At 43.9% G+C, this 17,924-nt stretch carries 21 protein-coding genes; 20 read left to right on the top strand and 1 reads right to left on the bottom strand.

What is annotated here, in order from left to right; all coding sequences use genetic code 11:
• From AC3G2T_RS38145 to AC3G2T_RS38225, 17 genes are all read left to right on the top strand, one after another.
• Positions 1–2,375: RHS repeat-associated core domain-containing protein (locus AC3G2T_RS38145; protein WP_488438723.1), on the top strand; the 2,375-nt coding region annotated here is incomplete at its 5' end.
• An 8-nt stretch (positions 2,376–2,383) separates the two neighbouring features.
• The gene (locus AC3G2T_RS38150; protein WP_488438724.1) at positions 2,384–2,983 is read left to right on the top strand and encodes a hypothetical protein; all 600 of its coding nucleotides are present in this window, start codon (positions 2,384–2,386) and stop codon (positions 2,981–2,983) included.
• Positions 2,984–3,751: 768 nt separating this feature from the next.
• Entirely contained in the window at positions 3,752–4,012 is a 261-nt protein-coding gene (locus tag AC3G2T_RS38155; protein WP_488438725.1) for a hypothetical protein, read from the top strand.
• Positions 4,013–4,186: 174 nt separating this feature from the next.
• The gene (locus AC3G2T_RS38160; protein ID WP_488438726.1) at positions 4,187–4,360 is read left to right on the top strand and encodes a hypothetical protein; all 174 of its coding nucleotides are present in this window, start codon (positions 4,187–4,189) and stop codon (positions 4,358–4,360) included.
• 46 nt (positions 4,361–4,406) lie between these two features.
• Positions 4,407–4,766: a hypothetical protein gene (locus AC3G2T_RS38165; protein ID WP_488438727.1), complete on the top strand. Its 360-nt coding sequence runs from the start codon at positions 4,407–4,409 to the stop codon at positions 4,764–4,766.
• Between the two features lie 99 nt (positions 4,767–4,865).
• A complete protein-coding gene (locus AC3G2T_RS38170) occupies positions 4,866–5,279 on the top strand; it encodes a hypothetical protein (RefSeq protein WP_488438728.1) in 414 nt (137 codons plus the stop codon).
• A complete protein-coding gene (locus AC3G2T_RS38175) occupies positions 5,222–5,992 on the top strand; it encodes a hypothetical protein (protein ID WP_488438729.1) in 771 nt (256 codons plus the stop codon). Before AC3G2T_RS38170 ends, AC3G2T_RS38175 begins: the two co-directional genes overlap by 58 nt.
• 3 nt (positions 5,993–5,995) lie before the next feature.
• Positions 5,996–6,325, top strand: a complete 330-nt coding sequence (locus AC3G2T_RS38180; protein ID WP_488438730.1) for a hypothetical protein — start codon at positions 5,996–5,998, stop codon at positions 6,323–6,325.
• A gap of 560 nt (positions 6,326–6,885) precedes the next feature.
• Positions 6,886–7,563 carry a helix-turn-helix transcriptional regulator gene (locus AC3G2T_RS38185; protein ID WP_488438731.1) on the top strand — a complete coding sequence of 226 codons (678 nt, stop codon included), beginning with the start codon at positions 6,886–6,888 and terminating at the stop codon, positions 7,561–7,563.
• Between the two features lie 283 nt (positions 7,564–7,846).
• On the top strand, positions 7,847–8,284 hold the full coding sequence (locus tag AC3G2T_RS38190; protein WP_488438732.1) for an ADP-ribosyltransferase family protein: 438 nt from the start codon (positions 7,847–7,849) through the stop codon (positions 8,282–8,284).
• A gap of 12 nt (positions 8,285–8,296) precedes the next feature.
• Positions 8,297–8,908 (top strand): pentapeptide repeat-containing protein, encoded by a 612-nt coding sequence (locus tag AC3G2T_RS38195; RefSeq protein WP_488438733.1) that lies wholly within the window; start codon positions 8,297–8,299, stop codon positions 8,906–8,908.
• 191 nt (positions 8,909–9,099) lie between these two features.
• Positions 9,100–10,071 carry a hypothetical protein gene (locus AC3G2T_RS38200; protein ID WP_488438734.1) on the top strand — a complete coding sequence of 324 codons (972 nt, stop codon included), beginning with the start codon at positions 9,100–9,102 and terminating at the stop codon, positions 10,069–10,071.
• Entirely contained in the window at positions 10,007–10,291 is a 285-nt protein-coding gene (locus AC3G2T_RS38205; protein ID WP_488438735.1) for a hypothetical protein, read from the top strand. The genes AC3G2T_RS38200 and AC3G2T_RS38205 overlap by 65 nt, the downstream gene beginning before the upstream one ends.
• A 51-nt stretch (positions 10,292–10,342) precedes the next feature.
• Positions 10,343–10,651, top strand: a complete 309-nt coding sequence (locus AC3G2T_RS38210) for a hypothetical protein (protein WP_488438736.1) — start codon at positions 10,343–10,345, stop codon at positions 10,649–10,651.
• 174 nt (positions 10,652–10,825) lie between these two features.
• Positions 10,826–13,837, top strand: a complete 3,012-nt coding sequence (locus AC3G2T_RS38215; RefSeq protein WP_488438737.1) for a polymorphic toxin-type HINT domain-containing protein — start codon at positions 10,826–10,828, stop codon at positions 13,835–13,837.
• A gap of 16 nt (positions 13,838–13,853) precedes the next feature.
• Complete coding sequence (locus AC3G2T_RS38220) at positions 13,854–14,390, top strand: hypothetical protein (protein WP_488438738.1); 537 nt, start codon at positions 13,854–13,856, stop codon at positions 14,388–14,390.
• Between the two features lie 497 nt (positions 14,391–14,887).
• The gene (locus AC3G2T_RS38225) at positions 14,888–15,451 is read left to right on the top strand and encodes a helix-turn-helix domain-containing protein (protein ID WP_488438739.1); all 564 of its coding nucleotides are present in this window, start codon (positions 14,888–14,890) and stop codon (positions 15,449–15,451) included.
• Between the two features lie 577 nt (positions 15,452–16,028).
• Here AC3G2T_RS38225 and AC3G2T_RS38230 read toward each other — a convergent pair.
• On the bottom strand, positions 16,029–16,229 hold the full coding sequence (locus AC3G2T_RS38230) for a helix-turn-helix domain-containing protein (RefSeq protein WP_488438740.1): 201 nt from the start codon (positions 16,227–16,229) through the stop codon (positions 16,029–16,031).
• 164 nt (positions 16,230–16,393) lie between these two features.
• Between AC3G2T_RS38230 and AC3G2T_RS38235 the strand changes: the two genes are divergently transcribed.
• From AC3G2T_RS38235 to AC3G2T_RS38245, 3 genes are all read left to right on the top strand, one after another.
• Positions 16,394–16,771: a recombinase family protein gene (locus tag AC3G2T_RS38235; RefSeq protein ID WP_488438741.1), complete on the top strand. Its 378-nt coding sequence runs from the start codon at positions 16,394–16,396 to the stop codon at positions 16,769–16,771.
• A complete protein-coding gene (locus tag AC3G2T_RS38240) occupies positions 16,768–17,004 on the top strand; it encodes a hypothetical protein (RefSeq protein WP_488438742.1) in 237 nt (78 codons plus the stop codon). The genes AC3G2T_RS38235 and AC3G2T_RS38240 overlap by 4 nt, the downstream gene beginning before the upstream one ends.
• 162 nt (positions 17,005–17,166) lie before the next feature.
• A partial coding sequence (locus AC3G2T_RS38245; RefSeq protein ID WP_488438743.1) for a hypothetical protein occupies positions 17,167–17,924 on the top strand: 758 nt, incomplete at its 3' end.

Raw genomic sequence — 17,924 nt, forward strand, 5'->3', positions numbered from 1 at the left:
AGCCGAGCGGCTATACGGACCCGGTGAGCGGCACGGAAGTGAAGTACCTGATCAAGAAAAGCGAGTACATGTACGACGGCGTCAACGAACTGCTGCAGCTCGTCGAGAAAATGAGCGACGAAGCCGGCAAAGCAGTGCTGGAGAAAACGACCAGCTACCTGTACGACAACAACGGCAACGAAATTCGCCAAAAGGTCAGCTACCTCCGTCCGCACAACCGGGACATGCGGCGAGTGACCGGCGGGAACCCGTACGGGGATGAAATCGAGGGCGACATCAGCAGCCTGATCGAGAAAGTCAGCAATACGTATGACGGCTTCAACCGCTTGAAGCAAGTGGAGAGAGTCAAGGCAGGCGAACGGGTAACGGTCGAGTACGTCTACGATGGCGACGACCTGCGGACTCGCAAGACGGTACGAAGCTCGAAGGACGGCTACGCGGCGAAAGTGACGAACTACTTGTACGATCGCCAGTATGTTATTCTGGAGACAGACGGGGCTGGTGCGATGCAAGCTCGCTATGTGCGCGGCATCAACTACATCGCCCGCATCGACGCGGCGGACAAGCTCTCCTACTACCTGTTCAACGGTCACGGCGACGTGGTACAGACCGTAAGCGAGAGCGGAGAAGTCGAGAACCAGTACGACTACGACATTTTTGGCAACCCGATTCTGACGGTAGAAGAATCCTATACGAGCGCGATCCGCTATGCTGGAGAGTTCTACGATTCGGAAGTCGGCTTGTATTACCTGCGCGCGAGATACTACGATCCATATATTGGGCGGTTTATCTCTGCGGACAGTTACTGGGGTGAGGACTCGAACCCGTTAAGCTTGAACTTGTATACGTATGCGAATAACAATCCGATCATGTATGTGGATCCGACGGGGCATTATCCGTCCTTCAGCTTGGGTTCGCTCGTTGGGGGAGTCGTAGGAGGACTTGTAGGAGGAGCTATCGGAAGCGTTGTAGGGGCTATTGTGGATGCTGGAGTTCAAATTATCCAGTCCATGTCCCAAAGTAGTAAATCAAGTGGAAATTCCGGGAATCAGAGTGGTGTTAACGGAGGAAGTGACTCTTCCAGTTCCAATAGTTCCTCGGAAAGTTTTTATAATCCTTTCGTCAGCGGTTTTGATCCATTCGATTTGTTAAGCATATTCGGGATAGTACCCTCATATGGAGAACCGATGGATCATATTACTGAGGAAGATAACGCGGCCTTGCTCGAAGCCGCACACCAATCGATAAGGGAAGCGGAAGAGCAGCGGCAAAAGGAAATGGAGGAACTGGATAGGCAGATTGAGGAGACACAGAAGCTGATAAAGGCTTTCAAAGAGCAGCATGATGAAGCTGAGAAACTTTTAAAAGAAATTAGAGGCCAGCTCAAGGAGCTTAAACAGACAGGCGACAGAATTAACACATTAAAAGAACAGCTAAGAAAGGGAAAAGAACGGATAGAAGACGCCGTAGCCAGAGGCGAGATCTCAGTGGAAAAAGCTGAGAAATTTATAGAAAAATATAAATATTTGGACAATATTGATTTCTCAAAACCAGAGGAAAAACGAGGAACTGTTGTTGAGGAAGCACTTCTCGGTTTTATCATGGAGATGGGGGGCTCGGTTTCCGACACATTTGATTTTGTAATCTATACTGCGGTAGATCCTCCTGGTGCGGGAAAAGCAGTTATCGATGGAGCGGTTGACACCGGTCAGGAGATCTGGGCAAGGGTAAGTGACCCTAAAGCAACGTATGAGGAAGCGGAGAAAGCGGTTGAAGATTTTTCCAAACTGTCCAAAGAGGATCAAGCTCGAGTATTTGGCGCATTTTTAACAAACTTCTCACCGAGTAAGCGCACAAAAATGTTTATCCCCGACGGGAAACACTCTGGTGGGAAAGGGTTTGAAGGCAAGAAGAAGGGCTCCGACGGGGATGGATTGGGAGTTCATGAGGGTGTAGGGAAATTCTTAGATGCACCTGCCTCAAGCAATGGAACGCTTAATATTGGTGCAAGAGGTAAGCCTACAGAGGGTGCTTACAATATTGATATTGATCCTAAAGCTCCAGGAGTTCATTATGGAGATGCTACAAATCTATCTAACATTAAAACAGGTAGCCAAAGTAAAATTATCATCGAAAATCCTTTTAATTATGATGCATTGAATCCTGAGGTATTAAGAGTTTTATCTCAAGATGGGGAAATTATAATCACTGGTTCACGTTCTAACATGAATAAAATAGTGAAAACATTAGATGATAAGGGGCTGCAAATCAAAGGTGATAGACGGGAGATTCCGAATGACGGCAGCTATAAAACTACTGATGGTGAAAATATCAAATCCGAAATGCTAGATCAGTATACTATTACAAGAAAGTGAGGATGAAGATGAAACTAACTCTTGATATTAGTAAGAAAGAATTTGATGGTATAGTAGGTGCTGATATGGAAGTTACTCCAACCATTTTTTTGAATTTTCCAAATGATATTAAGGGTGTTTATGAATTTGAATTGATAAATTCAATTGTAAATATTTATGATTTTAAAGATCAGGCAGAAATGCAAGGATTTCAAGTAGAGGATGATTCGCTCTTTGTATTTGGGAAAATGAAAATTCAAATAGAAGGCGTCAAGGGTGCAGATTTCAAGTTAGTTGAAGGAGATTTTCATACAGGACGTAAGCAATATCATACCTGGCCATATACACTTAATAAAGGTGATGTGGTTTGTATGTGTGGAGGCGACCTATCTTTCCTCGATGACTATTACGCATCAATAATTATTGTGACTGAAAATAACCCCAAAATCACATTAATCTTTAATACGGAAGAAACTGTTCCTTATGATTTTACGAATATTAGCAGTACAAAGCGTGCACATTCAAAGAAAACTAAGTATGAACATACTAGTTCTCAAGGGAAATTATTTGATTTTAGCTTTTTTCAAGAGCATCTGAAGTCTGGAAGAAAAGTAATCAGAAGCGAATAGTTCCTCCTCCGCCATTTAAGTTGGGGAAGGATATGGTAAGAAACGAGCGATTGAGCCTATAAAGAATTTTGTGTAACCATACTAGCCGCCTTGCGATTACGCTTGGCGGCGTTTCTTATTTGTCACCGCCGCTCTCCGCTGGAAATGCAACACACCCTTTCGGTGCTTCCAAGTGTCGTAAACCCCAAATGATCAAAGCCCATGCCCACGGCGGTAGCCTCACAGCCTGCCACAAGTGAGCTCCCATGCAGGGCAAGACACTGATGGGGGACAGGCTGCGCAGTCCGGGATCGGAGTGAAGAGCCAGCAAGACCCCTGCACAGAGGAATCAATAGCGGCAGTCCGTTTATCCCATCAGGCGATGGGGTAAGGCGTTCCGGTTGCCGGAGGCTCAGCGGCTTTGATCTTTCGGCGGGCTTCGCCCTTTTTTCTTTACTTTGATGACCATTATGATATTCATGTACGTGGTGCTATATCAAAGAGGGCGAACGCGCAAAGAGAATATGGTGATGATTTTACTAAAGATGATTATTATAATCTAGCGTACGACTTAGCTACATCAAAAGTTGATGGAGTTAATATTATTCAAAGATACCAAGGGAATACTAAGATAATTTATAATAGCAGACTAACGATATGGTATTTGTTCATAATGATGGAACAATCGGAAGTTTGTATAAACCCAAGTTTGGTAGTTCTGACCCTGACGCTGGTTATAATTATTTTATGAGAATTACAAATGCATCGCCATAAAAGGGAGCAAAAAGTATGCATATATGTATGGTTTGTGGGTATAATGGATTAGATTATCCACAAAGGGATGAACTAGGATACGCAACACAATGTATTTGTCCTTGTTGTGGCTTTCAATCAGGTTTTCATGATGATGCTATGGACCAACCAATGACTATTGAAGAATATAGGGATTTATGGATTAGCGAAGGTGCTAAATGGTTTAGTAATAGTAGAAAAAAAACGCAAAACTGGAACTTGGAGGAACAACTTAAAAGAATAAATATTACGATATAAATAAAGACCTTGGGAGTTCCCCAAGGTCTTCTTTTTGTATACGAAAACCCCCAGTTCGACTGGCGTCCCGATTGGCTAACGACGATCAAATTGCCTCTTTTGCGATTCAGTCCCAGACAGAGACGGGAATTCCCGCCTCTGCAAAAAAACCATTACGTATGGTAGGAGGAAAAAATGGAGGATATTTTGAAAATGTATCAAAATGTTTATAATTCGGATCGTACTGAGCATAGGATTGATGAAATTGCAGACATACTCGAATATGGCAGAATTGACAGAGAAGCGGTGAAATTACTTGCGTATGAAATGATTAATCAATCTCTAAGTGAAAGCGATGAGACGATTTAACCGACAAGCATGGAAATCTAGTTACTGCTACACCGGGGGTGATAAAGTGAAACTCATAGGGAGTAAACAAGAACAGGATTTCAGAAAGGAATTAGAAGCCTCAAATTTGGTTTTGGCTCAAGACGGAAAAGCAGAAACAATATTGAATGTGTTAAGAGCTACTTTTGGAGAAGTAAAAAGTGCATATATTTTGGATTGGACACCTGAACAAGGCGAGGATATATTCACTTTTTTAGTTGACCTTGATAAAATTGCTAAGGTTGAAATTAGCAGAGTCAGTCATTCGGAAGTTCCTTTAATTGAAACTTATAATCTGAAGGATTTCCAAAAACGGTTGAGTAAAATATTTCAAATTAAATTAGCCGTGGCGATTGATTTAGCGAAAAAGGAACATCAAAAGGGTTAATACCTTGTAAAAACCTTGATCGGCTTCATGCCTTTCAAGGTTTCTTTTTTGCCGCGGCAACCTTCACAGATCACTGTGTCTTATGCAGGGGAAAACTGCGTGCCCCTAACTGAAAAGGCCAACCAAATTTATGATAAGATAAAACAGGGCAAAGAGATTACTACCACAGATGTAAATGAATATGCAGATCTCTCCGCGATGGTAAAGGTAGCCCAAAATATTGGAAGAGATGTTGTATTTAGTCTGGATTACGGTCTAATTAAAGCTCAAAGGACATATGGTGGTTTTCGATTTGCGAGTAATCAGGCTTTACCGGAAAATGTCGAAGACGAGGAAAACGAGCAAACACGCAATTTGCTAAAAAAGGGAAACTATACGACGAAATTCAGAAGTACTGGGAAGATCGGTTTAGTAATGCACCATATTCGCCGCCATATGCCTCTAGTGATGCGGAGATGCGGATTATTCCGTATGATACGGATAACAATAATTTCAGATGGTATTTCCAGGTAGCAGCGGGAACCAGCGCATATGAGGAATACAATACTGAGAGCCATGGTGATTTCGCAGCTAAGACGCTGCTGACGCTCTACTCAGATTACTACGCTGTGGAGATCGTCAAACAAGAGGGATTGCAGACAGCAGGTCTTTCAGCAGCAGAATTTGGTGGCATGTCCGAAGGATATGCAAATGTTGAGTTAGCCATGCTAGTGCAGCGCACACCTGAAGACTTGAGGCCGATTATTTCGAATTCAATCAACAAGAGTATTAAGGCTGAAGTTGGTGAGGGGATGGGTAAAACTCCTAAGATTAAAAGTGCTAAAGAAGTTGAAATAGTAAACCAAAGAGGAGAATCTTTAGGAGTATTAGATGAGATTGATTTGGTGAATAAGATTTTTTATGAGGATAAATCCGCTCAAGGTCTCAATAAGGTTAATCCCAAAACAGGTTTACCTGCACAAACTCCACAACAATTTGCAGATAAACAGATATTGACCAAAACGAGAAATCGGATTACTGCACTAGAAAATGCAACTTCTACACGGGCAACAAAGAATGGCTCATCAGAAATACCTAACCTTGAAGATATTAAGGATATCCGAGAATTTGTTTTTAGGTTAGATGGAGACACGTCCGAACTAAGACAGGCAGTTGAAAATAGTTTAAACCAATTAAGACAAGAATTTCCTGATTACAAATTCAGTGCAGTCTTTGGAGGTAAATAGGTTATGGCTATCAGTGCGTTAATTCTTGACCCACAAAATGAATACGAAAGGAACTTTTTCATTCCAGTTGCTACGGAATCGTTTTTTAAGGAGTGTTGGCTACCTGCGATTGAATCATTAGGGTTACAATGGACAGACCTCTTCCCAACAGGTGTTGATGTAGAGGAGGAAGATGTACCGCATATCATTACGGAACTAATTCTTATAAAAGAATGGGCGACAAAAAATTTAAATGAAGAACAAAAAGATAAGATATTTGAAAGGATAGCAGGACTTCAAGATAAATTACCACTCGCATTTCAGCGTAAGGATGCAGTTGTTTTTATAGGGTAGACTGGTTTATGTTCATTTTATAGTTTGGTGGGCTACCCGGTACGGAATGACCCCATCATTCAACCAATAACACATATAACCCATGTAATACCCGTGTGAAGATTTCGTCAATATGGTTGTACGCACATAATGCTTGAATTTCATACCCCAAATAACGCTATTGCGTTACACTCAACGGGTCGATTATGGTCAGATACTACCATGATTGACCTGTTTTTTGTTATATTCGCTTTCTCACAGGTTTATGAAAATGCTACGCAACTGTAGATTACACCGCCCCGATAGGGAGGATGAAAAGGCAAAGCATCTTTTGGAGTAGTTAGCACGACCACTAATATTGTCAGGACTTATCTGTAAATTGTCCGCAACGAATGGGCTACTTGCCGCGATGGTTATCGTGAACGAACACAATCTGGTGACGACTAGTTGACATAGAACAGGAGAGGTAACTTGGAGGCTAGCCGCCCACTCCATCATTAAATCGAGCGGGAACAGCAGTGGAAATGAAATTAACGGATTGGCAAGAACTACACTCTAACTTGTTTCGGAGTACTTGTGCCTTGCAAGTTGATGAAGACTCTACGTATCTCTACGAAGTCAATACGACATTTTATGCCAAAGTTCCTCAGGAAATCCGCAGATGCTTCTTCTTGGATGGCAATGCGGTTAACGTATTGCTTGAACTCGTATCGTGGGGCATGTTAGACAAGGGTCGAAAGCGGGAGATAACAGAATGGTTTGCTATTAATCAGCAAGTCATGGCTCTCCATCTAGGACTGAGTGAGAATACAGTCTCTTCCAAGCTAAAGGAGTTGCAGAAGAAGGATTTTATTGAGGTTCCAAGGCGTGGTCGGAGGAACTTCTATCGTCTATGCACAACACTGAACCCCTATATCGTCTTGTCAGAAGCCGCTCATGCTTTCATAAGGCATGTCTACACCAAATCAAATTATGATGCGGTGCTGGAGCAAATGGACGACTGGGAGAAGGGGAAATATCGAGACAGGCAAGACTTGTTTCGGGAAGCTGTTGTTACAGCTGTTCTACCAACGGTAAAGAACAAGGGCTTCTATCAGTCATACGCGATGAGAATACAGGAAGATATACGCAATGCGGCAACGAGTGAGTCAGATATGTTGTCATTGGTCGAGTATCAGAGCATTGTACTGGATTTGTCTCGTGAACTGACTGAAGCAATAGAGCGGCAGTTACGGCTTCTAGATGGGCAAGTCTCGTAAAGTCTCCATCGCTTTGGCATGAGAATTATCACAAAAAAATGAGGTTCATTATCCAAATATCTTGGATTGAGGGGATTGCCATTCCCAAATCTTTGGGCTAGGTCGTTCTCAATCCAAGAAATTGGGTTTGTAGATATAATAAATACTTTAAACCTCTACTGTATCCATACTTGTAAAGAAGATTTGAAGAAATACCCTTGACTGCACGTACTCCTGCGGAGTACGGCGGCTTTTCTCTCAAAGCAGTTCCCGTAAGGCCGAAGCTGGCGAAGCCGCTGAGGGGATGTTAAAAGCCCAGTCTAGTTACACTGGAGGAAGAACTCAAAAGGAACTGGACGATTTAGCAGGCGACCCTTCACATGGTGGTAAAATTAGGGATCAAGGTTTGAAAGAAAGAGAGATAGGACTCGATTTGGAGCAACAAGGTAAATTAGGGAAGATTATACGTGACCCACAAGGCAATGGTGGAGCAGAATTTATTGATACAACAAATAATGTTAAATGGGATGTTAAAAGTTTCGTATCTTATCCGAATGGTCATACATCACCTAAGAAAGGTGCATTTACAGTAAGTAACGGAATGAAGGCTATTAATAAAGAACTAGATAAAAATTATAACGTAATTGTGGATACACGGGACATGATTCCCGAACATGTTGGGCAATTAAAAGAGGCAATAGAGAATGCTGGAATATCAAATAGGATTATTTGGTATCCATAAGGGAGGTTAAGTATGGCAACTGATACCAGAGAAATTATCGTTCAATTAGAATCACACCGTCTTTGGATTGAAACTGTTGGGGAACAAGGTGATAAACTGGGTATAGATGAGATTGATTTGCGTGATGTGGATTTGTCCCAATATCCACTAGACCAAGCATATATGACAGCTTGTATCTTTGATGGCATGGATTTAAATCATAAGGATATCTCGTCATCTTTACTATGTTCATCAACTTTTATATCTGCAAATTTAGAAGGAGCAGATTTCTGTAAATCTAATATCTCATATGTGGACTTCACAAATGCTAATATTAAAGCTGTTAGACTAGCTGATAGTGAATGTATTGAAACGGTGTTTGTTAAAGCTGATTTAACTGACGCTAATTTAGTAGCTGGCCTTTTTGATGAGACCGATTTTCGTAATGCAATTTTATATAATGCTAATATACGATTAGCTACGGTTGAAAGAGTATTGCTCAACGGAGCCAGATTAACTGGAATTCGGGGGATAGAAGAGGCATTTATAAAAAGCATCAATATTGGGACACCAGAACAACCAATAATTCTAATAGGTGAAGAAGCTAGGAAATGGTTACAAGATAACAGTTTGAATAATGGGTAGAAATTTTAGGAACACACTCAGATAAGCAAACTCTTTACATCAGTAGAGAGTAGATCGTACAATATAACCAACAAACCAAACACTAAGCAACTTACAAACGATTGATAAACTTTCAAAAGCTCTTTCCAACTTGAACTATGAGTAGGAATGAGCTTTTTTTGCATACCAAAAATCAAAGGAGGACGAAACAAATGGCAAAACGTGAGCAAGTAGTGGCAGAAGAACTGGAGGCACAACAACCAACACAGGAAGTAGAAAAGGAAATGCGGTCTATTGCACAGGTCCGCGCAGCATACGAGCAGTTTATGGATGAAATTCGTAGTTACCGTCACCAAGCAAGGGAATTGCGCGAACAGGCGGCAGAGTTGAAGCAATCAGGGCGTACAGATTTACTGGGCCGCAAAATCGCCGAAACGAATCAATTAGGCAATACGACCACATACACATACAATGCTTTCGGCAAAGAAAAGACGGTGAAAGACCCGTACGGCGATTACACGGAAAGCAAGTACGATCTGGTCGGCAACCTCGTCTCTTTCAAAGATAAGCGGGGCAGCGTGACGCTTCTCCGATACGACGCAGCGAACCGGCTGACTGTCAAAAGAACGCCGGTCGACCGGGACGGAAGCGGCAGCACCATTTATGCCGTAGAGACGTATGCGTATGACGCCGTAGGGAATCTGCTGAAGAAAACAGTGACAGGCTCGAAGGATGCGGCATCCCTGCGGGAAACGTCTGTTTACGATGTGGAGAAGTTTGAGTATGACAACTCGAACCGGTTGGTGAAACGGATCAAGCTGGCGGATGAAGCTGATTTGGATGCGGCAAGCTTGAGTGACGCCGCGGCGCTGCGGGATGCCGAATATGCGGGCAAAATCCGTATCGTAACCGGTTACGAGTACGATGTTCTCGGCAACCGCACGAAGCAAATCGATACGCGGGCGTACCGGTATGCGGGGGAGGAGCGGGAGCCGTATATCATCACCTACACATACGATACGCTGAACCGCGTGGATAAAGTAATCCGCAAGGTGAACGGAGCCGACGTTTACAAGCAATACACCTACGACAAAGTCGGCAACCGCGAGGCGGAGCGGAATGAGAGAGGTTTTTCAGGATATAAATACGATTTGGCCGGCAAAGCTGGATATGACGGACGGTAAAGGGAAAGTTACTCGCTACCGCTACGGGGCGTTCGGATTATTGCGCTCGGTTACGAACGCGTTGAGTCAGTCGATCGCGTATCGCTATGATCTGGCTCTGAACGCAGTGGAGATGGCCGACCGCAACGGCAATCATACCCGCTATGTGTACGACATTGTGCAAAATATGGAATTTATAATAATGTTGATGTGGGGGTTTACGTTGAAAACGGAAAGATAATTACAATTTTTCCAAACGGTACCCAAACACATTTGATTGGAGAGTGACATTTTGTTTGACCTGAACCATATACGAGTACTTATAAAAGAACGTTCGCAACTTGGACTAAATAATCCTAAAGTGTATGAATATTGGGAAAGGATAACGGAACTATTAAGTAAAAGTGCCAAAGAAACTATTCATTTCCTGGATAACTGCAGTGAACAAGAAATTTACTGGCTTAGCGAAATTTTTGAAGATATTTCTTATAAGGTGAATAGTACTGATTTCATTGAATGTTTGAAGAGAATAGCTAAAAAATATCCAGCTTTGGATTTGTCAGATGATATAAAAACTGCTGAGGAATACATGGAGAATTAAATTTATTAAAACCTTGATCGGCTCATGCCTTTCAAGGTTTTCTTTTTGTAGTTGAAATGCTAACGACTCAAACAACCATCTTTGGTAAGCGATTACCTAAAATACGATTGAAAGAGTCTCTCTCGGAAGCACACGATCACCTATACGTACGACGAAGCGGGCAACCGAGCGTCGATGACCGACGAGAGTGGGGTCGACAGCTATAGCCGGATGGCGACCGTGTCGTTCCAAGGCAAAACAACAGCCTACACCTACGACGAGAACGGCAACCGGACGTCAGCGGCGGGAAGAATCGAAAAAGCCGAGGCGCCGGGGAAAACGACTCTCTATGCATATGATAGGAACGGCAACCGGCAATCCCAGAGCGAGACATACACGTCCGAACAGCCGAGCGGCTATACGGACCCGGTGAGCGGCACGGAAGTGAAGTACCTGATCAAGAAAAGCGAGTACATGTACGACGGCGTCAACGAATTGCTGCAGCTCGTCGAGAAAATGAGCGACGAAGCTGGAAAAGCAGTGCTGGAGAAAACGACCAGCTACCTGTACGACAACAACGGCAACGAAATCCGGCAAAAGGTCAGCTACCTCCGTCCGCATAACCGGGACATGCGGCGAGTAACCGGCGGGAACCCGTACGGGGACGAAATCGAAGGCGACATCAGCAGCCTGATCGAGAAAGTCAGCAATACGTATGACGGCTTCAATCGCTTGAAGCAGGTGGAAAGAGTCAAGGCAGGCGAACGGGTAACGGTCGAGTACGCCTACGATGGCGACGACCTGCGGACTCGCAAGACGGTACGAAGCTCGAAGGACGGCTACGCGGCGAAAGTGACGAACTACTTGTATGATCGCCAGTATGTTATTCTGGAGACAGACGGGGCTGGTGCAGTCCAAGCCCGCTATGTGCGCGGCATCAACTACATCGCCCGCATCGACGCGGCGGACAAGCTCTCCTACTACCTGTTCAACGGTCATGGTGATGTGGTACAAACTGTATCTGAAAGCGGAGAAGTGGAGAACCAGTACGACTACGATATTTTCGGCAACCCCACATTAACGGTTGAGGCATACGCAAGCTCGATCCGCTACGCGGGTGAATTCTTCGATGCGGAAGTCGGCTTGTACTACCTGAGAGCGCGGTACTACGATCCGTACATCGGGCGGTTTATCTCGGCGGACAGCTATTGGGGCGAGGACTCGAACCCGTTAAGCTTGAACTTGTATACGTATGCGAATAACAATCCGATTATGTATGTGGATCCGACGGGACATTCGTCTCAGGAAATACAAAACATCATTAAGCAAATTGATAAGGAAAAAGAAAGATGGCAGAAAGAGGAGCAAGGAGCAGGTAAAAACAGTGATAAATGGACGCTAACGCAGATCAATGCAAATTATAGGGCGAACGAGCTGCGGAAAGTACTAGCCCAACTAGAGAAAGGCAATTCACAGGTAGCCAAACTTGTTGATGCCAAAGGGAACGAGGAAGCGGGCACTTGGGAGAGCTACAAACAAGAAGTTAAAGGAAGAGAGATTCAAGAGAAGCAATCTCGTGGAGAGAAAGTAACCACGGAAGATATAATTTCGCATGCTGCACTTGGTGCTATGGCTTCAGTAGCCAAAGATCTAGGTAGAGATGTAGTAGTGAGTATCGACTCTAGAGCTATCGTATCTAAACTGATGAAGCAGTCGAGTTTCATGGTCGGCAATGGAGCTCCAATGGATTATATCACAGATGAAGACGAAGCGGCCTTAATAGAAATGGCAAAGAAGAACGCCCAGGAATTAGCTGAACAAAGGGCAGCCGAAGAAAAGCAGAGGTTAGCTGAACTTGCTGAAATTGAAAAACTACTAGCTGAAATAGAAGAAACTAAAGCTGTTTTGGCAAACTATAATGCCCAGGTCAATGCACTGTTAGACGAAGTAAAGGACTTACGTAAGCAAGAAGAAAAACAACTTGTTATGATTCGAAATGTAAGGAAAGGGTATGATGAGACTTTATCGCGGCTAGATACTATAATTGAAGAAAACAGCGATGTCATCGAGAAAGCGGATAGAATCTTAGCCAAACATGGCCACTCTGAAGTTACCGATACGCCGGAGGAGAAGCATAGCAGACTCCAAGATGCGCTTGAGCAAGTGATTCTTGGGAATTTTACAGATAAGGTAACGACGGAAGGAACAATAGCTCAAGTTCTTTTGGGACTTACCGGATTGGATTTGCCGGCAGATGTGAGAGATGTGTCTGCAGATCTAATAAACTGGGAGTGGACATGGGGACACGCAGGACAGACAACACTGGATGGAATCGGACTTGTACCGCTTGTTGGCGTCTTGAAAAGCGGAGACGAAGTGTATACCCTCGTTAAGGGAGCTAACAAGCTTGAAAAACCTGTTGCTGATGAAGTTACGGATCTGGAAAAATCGGCTAATAGGCTAGTGGGTGGATGCAACTGTTTCACTGCTGGAACCAAAGTTTTCACAGACGAAGGGGAGAAGAATATCGAAGACATTCAGGTCGGAGATAAGGTTCTTTCCAAGAATGAAGAGACAGGCGAACAGGCTTACAAGGAAGTTACTGCCCTTCATCGCAACGAGAAAGATACAACTTATAAGTTGACATTGGGTAACCAAGTTATTGAAACCACTGATAATCATCCATTCTGGGTTGAAGGTAAGGGATGGGTACTCGCTGTTGACCTTAAGGTTGGCGATGAACTAGTTCAAAGTAACGAAAATCATCTAAAGATTGACAACATAGAAATTGTACGACACGATGAAAAGGTAAAGGTTTATAATTTTACTGTTGCTGATTTCCATACGTACTTTGTAAGTGACTTAGGAATTTGGGTTCATAATATCGGGGATTGTGGTTTACGTCCTGAGGCCAAATATCTTAAGAGTGGGAAACATGGGGTGGACTGGAAAGAAGGCCCTGCAATGGCTAAAAAGTCTGGATTACCCCAAGGGCAGTGGAGCAAAGCGGATTTAGAGTTTGCAGGTGAAAAAGCAGCAACATTAAAGCCTGGTGAAGGTGGATGGTTTGATTTACCTAGCGGCTCTACTTCCAAAGTACACATGCCTGATGGATCTACAGTGGATGCAACAAGAATCTGGGTAAGAAATAATGGTTCGGGTACATTTCATGGTTATCCTGCACCACCAGAAACACCTGCACCATAGAAAAAGGAGACTACCTATGGATTTTAGAATTCAAGCAGGATGTCCTAGATTTACTGGGGAATATGAGGAAGATATATCTTCCTTGTCTGATGCTCTTGAGATTGTGTTTCCTCTTTGGACAGAAGATGTGATAATTATGTGGAAGACCATTTGTATTCCAATAGGGTACAAGTACGACATGAGCCTGATGATAGATGACATCTTAAACATTCTTGAAACCCTTAGGACGAAAGTTTCTGGGGAGATAAGTGTTCACTGGCCATCAAATTCATTTGCATGTAAGTGGGATTTAACATGGGATTCAAATAATCTGGTGATTCGTTCGGAGTGGGAAAATGTTGTTGGAAAGACCGAGAATTTACTCAAACAAAGCGGTCATGTTGTAACTACAAAAGAAATTTTTCAATCAGAATGGAAAAGAGTACTTAAAAATGTTATTGATGGTATGACATATTCTGGATTCAATACGGCATCAGTTCCTAAAATGGTACGATTAATTGCCGAATTCAACGCAATTAACAATGAAGGAATACTCTACAACGAACAACTGTAACAAGATGAGACCTTGAGGGATTGCTCCTTCAAGGTTTTTTCTTATACCCTACCCAGTGCCGAATGATTCGGGCGGCTAGTCTCGGAAGAACTTTACCCTCATCATCCCCGTACCAAAATTCCGTCAAAATTTTGTACGTACAGCATTTATGCTTGAATTGTATACCCTATTTGTATCGCCGCCCTCTTCCCTGCCGCGTCAATAATCCCCAGTTACCTCCATGTTACATGCCCAATTTCTAACCTTCGCTTTCTTACGGTTTTTCCCAGATAAAATGCCTTCCGCAACTTCCATCAGACATACATCGACTATGAATATTAAGAGGAATTTAAAATCCTCCGCAACTATCTGACAATAAGTAACGATGGTTACTATGCAAAGGCAATCTGGTGACGACCAGTTGACATTGAACAGGCAAGGTAACGCTTAGGCTAGCCGCCTTCCTGACTTCACAGCCGCCGCGCGGCGATACTACACGACAAAGGAAGGTATTCAAAATGACAACGAAATACAATGATTTCTGGCTCACTAAAAGCAATAAAGCCGCCAATACGTACATGGACGAGGTTGCCAAAGAGAGCAACTTTACAGGATGTCACAAAGGCTACACCATCGTGCCGCAAAAGCTTCATCGGTGCTATGGACTCAACGTGTATGAGAAGCTGATTCTCGTTGATATTATCGCGTATATGAGCGACCAGAGTCAGTGTTACCCCACCATTGAGATGATTGCCCGAAACATCGGGTGCAGTTCCAAGACCGTAGAACGTCACATTGGGAGTCTAGCCGAGAAGAAGCTGATTCTGGTCAGTCAGAGCAAGAACAACACGTACTACCTGCCGAACTATCTTCACCATCATCCGTATTTGCTCGTGTCAGAGAAGACACATGAGTTTATCGGCAGTGTGAGGAAGCAGGTAAACGAGAGGGAACTGATGCTGTGGATTCAAGAGGTCATAAAGAGTGACGGTTACACAGCGTATACCGCCCGACTCCAAAGACTTCATGAAAGACGCTTCCCCACGGATAAATTCGCTGAAACGGAAACATTGGCTAGCTAGCTCAGTATCTAACAACGGCGTTTGCCAAGCGATTTCCGCCAGATGTCAGCGGTCAATAATGGAGAGTCTGTTATTTCAGTGGACTCTCTGTCCAGATAGCCGTCACACGGTTGGTTAAAGGCAGGAAATGAAGGCTGCAGACTATGTGTCCGCGATTCCGACAGAGAGTCGGCAACGCTAGACATAGAGTCTGAATCGTAGACATAGAGTCTGCTACCAACCGTCCGATAGTCTCACTAATAAGAATCATTAAATAAGATTCAACTAAAGAAGAATCAAGCTAAGAGTCACTTAAAAAGAAACAGCAGACACGCCGTGGGCGGTCTGCGATTTCGGGGGAGATTCTGGATTCTTGGATGATAAAGACGGCGGATAACTCTTTACGGATACTTTACTCAAGAATGAAGATAGAGTTCCGCCGCCGCCCTGTCCCTTCGGGCGGCTTGCTCAATGGCTCTGAGGCTGAACAGGAAGCTTTTACAGGCGTTTAAATGCGTTGGAGGTGTTAGGATAGTTTATGGATAGTTTGAGTCATATGAAGTCTCTATGCACCATTAAATCCGTAAAAGTAAGTCTATCACTTAATCTCTATGAGTTCGTTTACGTTGATGTCAAGTACTTTGCAAATCAATTCAAGAGTTTCAAGGTAAACCCTGTCCACTCGCTCTGAGCATAGATGATTGATTGTACTTGGGCGTAGCCCCGTTAGTCTAGCCAATTCACGTTGTGTCATGTCTTTATTATCAAGAATTTCTCGAAGACGGAATTTAATCGACATTCTCTTTCCTCCACTATAGACGGTAACGCTTTAGCGTATCTTATGATTATAACACATGAATCGAAAATAACATTGATTATTTCGGTTAAGCGGTATATAATCATAGTAAAGTTCGGTTAACCGTTACATAAATTGAAATTACTGCAACGGGGGGAAGAAACAGGATGAGTGTCATCGGTTATGTCAGAGTATCGACAAGTGGAAAAGCCAAAGATGGATACAGTTTAGCATATCATCAAGACGAAATTCGTTCCTACTGTCGGGAACAAGGTTGGAATTTATTGCACATTTACATCGATTCGAGAATCAGCGGGTCGAAAGTAGACGAGGATACCCTTGAAGTGGATAGAATCGGCTTTCAGAGCATGTTATTCGAAACCATTGATGTAGTTATCGTATTACAATTCAACAAGGCAAGCGATTTAGTACAGGTCAAACGAATCCTTGACCGCAAAGCATTTTATCAAAGGTTGTATTCTACGGCGATATTCAAGCCGAGGAGCTATACTCTAAGCCAATCTATAGGCGGTGACCGTTCATGAACGAGCAAATGGAAACCTATCATCGATTTGTCGAACAGGAAGATACTTTCAATAAACAATTGAAAGCGTTGGAAATGTGTCAGTATGCACTCTACGACCATATTTATCGATATGGCGGACAGCTTGACAAGCTGACAGCAGAAGAAGTATTGCTCAACGTTCATCAGATGGAAGCAACTATGCGTTTGGAATTGCTTCATATTGCGGCTTGCGAAAGCCTTTCTTGCCCATGACATAAACCAGAGCACATAACAATCTTCTTGTTGGGTTTACAGAGGAAGAAAGGATAGGCTTACCCTTCAATGTACGTCTTAGGACAAATACTAAGAAGACGATACCGACATCTGGTCGATTAACCTCGTCTCTTTCATAGTCTGCTGAAACGGATCAAGCTGGTGGATGAAGCCGATTTGGATGCGGCAAGCTTGAGTGACGCCGCGGCGCTGCGGGATGCCGAATATGCGGGCAAAATCCGCATCATAACCGGTTACGAGTACGATGTTCTCGGCAACCGTACGAAGCAAATCGATCCGCGGGCGTACCGGTATGCGGGGGGAGAGCAGGAGCCGTATATCATCGCCTACACATACGATGCGCTGAACCGCGTGGATAAAGTGATCCGCAAGGTGAACGGAGCCGACGTTTACAAGCAATACACCTACGACAAAGTCGGCAACCGCGTGGCGGAGCGGAATGAGAGAGGGCTTGTCACCCGTTACGCTTTTGACACCTTAAACCGCGTCGAACAGGTTACGGACCCTGAGCAGCATACGTTCACATACAAATACGATTTGGCCGGCAACAAGCTTGCGGAAACGAATGCCCGGAACAACAGCATGACGTACGGATACGACAAGCTGAACCGTCTTGTCTCGGTGACCGACCCTTACGGCATTGTCATCTCCCGCAACATGTACGATGCCAACAACAATGTAATCAAAAAGATCGATGCGAAAGGGTATCTTTCGGGCAGCACAGATGAAGAGCGGTACGGCTGGCTGTACACGTATGATTTGGCCGGACACGTCATCCGCACGGTGGACCCGGAGATCGCCGCACAGAACAAGCCGGAGAGGTTCACCGCTCTGTACCAATACAATCCGGCGGGCGAGAAAGTCAAGGAGACGGACGCATTAGGCCATGCCAAATCGTA

Source organism: Paenibacillus sp. sgz302191, from assembly GCF_057749925.1.